Source organism: Flavobacterium sp. (assembly GCF_039930565.1).
GTDB lineage: Bacteria > Bacteroidota > Bacteroidia > Flavobacteriales > Flavobacteriaceae > Flavobacterium.
The window spans coordinates 1-3,978 of the sequence record NZ_JBDTTP010000141.1 but is presented as its reverse complement, the minus strand read 5'-3'; the positions used below and the strand labels follow the sequence as shown (position 1 = coordinate 3,978).

5 protein-coding genes and 1 pseudogene are annotated in these 3,978 nt (G+C 34.0%); all 6 read right to left on the bottom strand.

Translation table 11 applies throughout. The features are described from left to right. Positions 1-21: 21 nt before the first annotated feature. Positions 22-525 carry an RNA polymerase sigma factor gene (locus ABI657_RS19015; protein WP_348098846.1) on the bottom strand — a complete coding sequence of 168 codons (504 nt, stop codon included), beginning with the start codon at positions 523-525 and terminating at the stop codon, positions 22-24. Between the two features lie 7 nt (positions 526-532). Continuing rightward, positions 533-1,396, bottom strand: a complete 864-nt coding sequence (locus ABI657_RS19010; protein ID WP_348098845.1) for a TraB/GumN family protein — start codon at positions 1,394-1,396, stop codon at positions 533-535. 64 nt (positions 1,397-1,460) lie between these two features. Next, positions 1,461-1,625: a hypothetical protein gene (locus ABI657_RS19005; RefSeq protein ID WP_348098844.1), complete on the bottom strand. Its 165-nt coding sequence runs from the start codon at positions 1,623-1,625 to the stop codon at positions 1,461-1,463. A 133-nt stretch (positions 1,626-1,758) separates the two neighbouring features. Next, a complete protein-coding gene (locus ABI657_RS19000) occupies positions 1,759-2,895 on the bottom strand; it encodes a pyridoxal phosphate-dependent aminotransferase family protein (RefSeq protein WP_348098843.1) in 1,137 nt (378 codons plus the stop codon). 182 nt (positions 2,896-3,077) lie between these two features. Further along, the gene (locus tag ABI657_RS18995; protein ID WP_348098842.1) at positions 3,078-3,359 is read right to left on the bottom strand and encodes a F0F1 ATP synthase subunit epsilon; all 282 of its coding nucleotides are present in this window, start codon (positions 3,357-3,359) and stop codon (positions 3,078-3,080) included. Positions 3,360-3,436: 77 nt separating this feature from the next. Beyond that, positions 3,437-3,978 (bottom strand): annotated as a pseudogene (locus ABI657_RS18990) (F0F1 ATP synthase subunit beta); the annotation flags it as partial.

Genomic DNA, 3,978 nt, shown 5'->3' with positions numbered 1-3,978 from the left:
TTCCATGCGTTTTGTATATCGTTAAAATCCATATCCCTGATTTTTAATTATTTCTTTTAATTTTTCTTTTGCCCTGTTTAATTTTACTCTGGCATTTACTTCAGAAATTCCAAGATTCTCCCCGATTTCTTTATGTGAGAAACCTTCCAGCTGATAGAATATTATGGCTTTATCAATTTTTTCCAATTTTTGAACCGCTTTATAAAAATGCTCAATCTGACTTTCTTTTATATGAGAATCACCATCATCGTCCTTAATGTTTTCTGAAGTAATTTCATATTTATCAATTTTACGTTTTTCCTTCTTTAAAAAAACGATAGCGGTATTGACAGCCACACGATACATCCAGGTTGAAAACTGACTTTCATTTCTAAACGTATCATATGATTTCCAAAGCTGACAGACAATTTCCTGAAAAAGATCCTGCTGGTCATCATAATTGTCCATGTACATTTTTGAAACTTTGTACAATATTCCTTTATGACTTTCTATCCGATTTAAAAATTCTTGCTCTTTCTGTTTCAAAATATCCCTAGTTCATTACAGATTTAACGGTATATCCCGATTTTCTTAATAAATTAATTACGCCTGATTCCCCTGCTAAATGCCCAACCCCAACAGCTACAAATAAACTCTCTTTTTTCATCATTTCAGGAATTTTTTTTGCCCAATCCTTATTTCTGTCATCTAATACCCATTTTTTTGCTTTTGCGCTCATTACTTTTTCATCTGCAACATCACTATATAGATTCATCAAATTTTCTGCTTTATAATCTTCTACCATTTTGCTCGTTTCTTTTTCGCTAAGATCTCCCAGCATATTTATTAATTCTGAATCCGTATAGGCATTCGCTAACATGGTCATCTGCCCTTTTACAGTCTCCAGACCCTCAATATTTTTATTTTCTTTTTTTGCCAAATCCATAAAGTCTGATTCATAGGATTTTAAACTTTCGCAGCCAAATGCTTTCATTCCAATTACACTGGTAACTGCTGCTAAACTAAAGTTATCCAATTGTTGAATTTTTAATCCAGTTGTTTTTTGTAAAACAGAATCTAATCTGGTCAATTCTTCAGGAGTCAATTTCTTGCTTAATGGTTCTGAAGACATTGACATTTTTTGTGCATCGGCCATTTCTATGGGATCAGAAAAATTGATTTCTAAAATAAATTTCTCCGATTGATCAAATGCTTTTTTTGTTTTCTCTGATAAAAAATAATCTGCTGCACAGATAGAATGAATTGTTCCGTATAAATAACTAGGCTTTTCTAATCCGTTTCCTGAAACCTCCCACAAAAGTGAATTTTCAAGTTTTGGCGATTTGGTTTGCGATTGTGTTGCGGAACTAAAAAGAATTACGATTGCTGTAATTGCTGATTTGAATAAATTTTTCATGTTTTGATTGATTATGGTTGTGATTAATTGATTGATGATTGAAACCCTTTGTGAGTTGCGGATTTTATTTTTTCTGCCAGGCTATTATTGTAAGGACTAAAAATCCTAAGATAATAATGCTAAGAAGTTTAATTAGAAACGCAGCTATTAAAGCAAATGCGAATCCAATTGAAGCAAAAAGGATAAAATTGTAAATGTTTTCTTTTAATGAAGCTGAAATTGTTTTCATGATTTTTTTGATTATTTGATTACGGGTCGTAAGTAATTAAATAATCAAAACGTTACAAAAAAATAAAAACTTTTTTCTGGATGCTTGGAAATACAGTATTTGGCAAAGATTTTTAAGGAGAAAAGTGAAATATTTAGCATATAAAATCACGTAATAATTCCAGAACCTTATTGATTTCTTCTTCAGAATTATAACTATGAATACAAAACCGCAGGCGTTCCTGTCCTTCCGGAACGGTTGGTGAAAGTATTGGTTTTACATCAAATCCTTTATCCTGAAGTTGTTGGGCAATCCGTTTTACATTTTCATTCCCAGGAATAATTGCAGACTGGATGGCTGATTTGCTTCGGACAAACAGGGGTTTAAGACCTAACAAGTTTTTTTGCTGATTAAAATGCACGATATTCTGGCGTAGTTTTTCGATAGGTTCTGAGTCTGTTTCCAATTGCTGATAGGCTGTCAAAATGGTAGCAACAGAGTGCGGAGATAATCCTGTAGTGTAAATAAAACTGCGTGCAAAGTTGACCAGATATTCTTTAAGTTCTGTAGTTCCAAGGATAACAGCACCATGACATCCCAGACCTTTTCCGAAAGTCATTATTCTGGCAAAAATTCTATTGTGCAAATTTAAAAATTGTGTTAATCCTTCGCCTTTTTCGCCAAAAACACCTAAAGTATGCGCTTCATCAACTATCAGATAGCAATTGTACTTTTCGGATAGTATAATTAATTCTTCAAGATTAGGACTGTCGCCATCCATTGAGAAAACGGTTTCCGTTACGATGTAAATAGTAGTTTCTTGGAATTTCTGTATTAGACGCTCCAAATCTTCAAAATCATTGTGGTTGAATTTATAAGATTTAGCATTTGACATTGTGATTCCGTCCCGAATAGAAGCGTGACTTAATTCATCATACAGAATTACATCATTTCGTTGTGGCAGAGCGCTAAAAAAGCCAAGATTGGCATCGTAGCCCGAATTAAATATTAAAGCCGATTCAGCTTCATGAAATTCGGTTATAAAGTTTTCAGTAATTTGATACAAATAATGGTTTCCTGAAATTAGCCGTGAGCCTGTTGCCCCATTCTGGATCATCTCATTTTCGATTAAATAATGATGTGCTTGCTTAAAAATGGTTTCTGATTTTGAAAACCCTATATAATCATTTGAGGAAAAATCGATAAGATTGTTAAAACTTGGCAATTGTCTTAACGAATTGTTTTGCTTTCTGTTTTCGAGTTTTTGAAGAAGGTTTTCAGGTAATTGCATAAAATCAAAGTTATGAATTTCAGATTAATTTGTTAGAATTCCTGATTTTTAGCCCAGATGGGAGCGGTATCCTTTGACGGCCTTCTTTAGGCAGGCAAAGATATAGCGGACAGCTGGATTTAGCTCCTTAAAACAAAAAAGCCAAACATCACTGCCTGGCTTTTGATTGATTTTGAATTGTCTTAGTCTGCTAAAACAATTATTTTATTGTCTTTCATTTCGATAGTCCCTGATTCAATTTCCAAAGTATAGGTTTGTTCATTTACTTTCGTGAATTTGCCTGCTACTTCTTTAGTAAAATTAAAGCTTGGAGCTACAATTTTAATTGTTCCTTTTTCTAAAATAGAAACAATAGGAGCGTGGTGGTTCAATATTTGAAAGCTTCCGTCAACTCCAGGCAATGTAACCGAAGTTACTTCTTCTGAAAATAATTTTGCTTCTGGTGATACTATTTCTAAAATCATATTTTTTTAGTTACTATTTGATCGTTGTTTGTTGATGATTGTTTTCTAACAACTGCCAACTAACAACTGCCAACCAATTATATTTCTGCCAACATTTTTTCTCCAGCTTCGATAGCTTCCTGAATAGAACCTTTCAGGTTGAAAGCTGATTCCGGAAGATGATCTAATTCACCGTCGATAATCATGTTGAATCCTTTGATAGTATCTTTAATGTCAACCAAAACTCCGGGAATACCAGTAAATTGCTCCGCTACGTGGAAAGGCTGAGATAAGAAACGCTGAACACGACGTGCTCTTGATACAGCTAATTTATCTTCTTCAGATAATTCTTCCATACCCAGAATCGCGATGATATCCTGCAATTGCTTGTATTTTTGAAGAATTTCTTTTACTCTTTGTGCACAGTCGTAGTGTTCATTTCCTAAGATTTGAGGAGTCAAAATTCTTGAAGTAGAATCTAACGGGTCAACCGCCGGATAAATACCTAATTCAGCAATTTTACGAGACAATACAGTTGTTGCATCTAAGTGAGCAAATGTTGTTGCCGGCGCCGGATCCGTTAAATCATCCGCAGGAACGTAAACCGCCTGTACAGATGTAATAGATCCTTTGTTTGTAG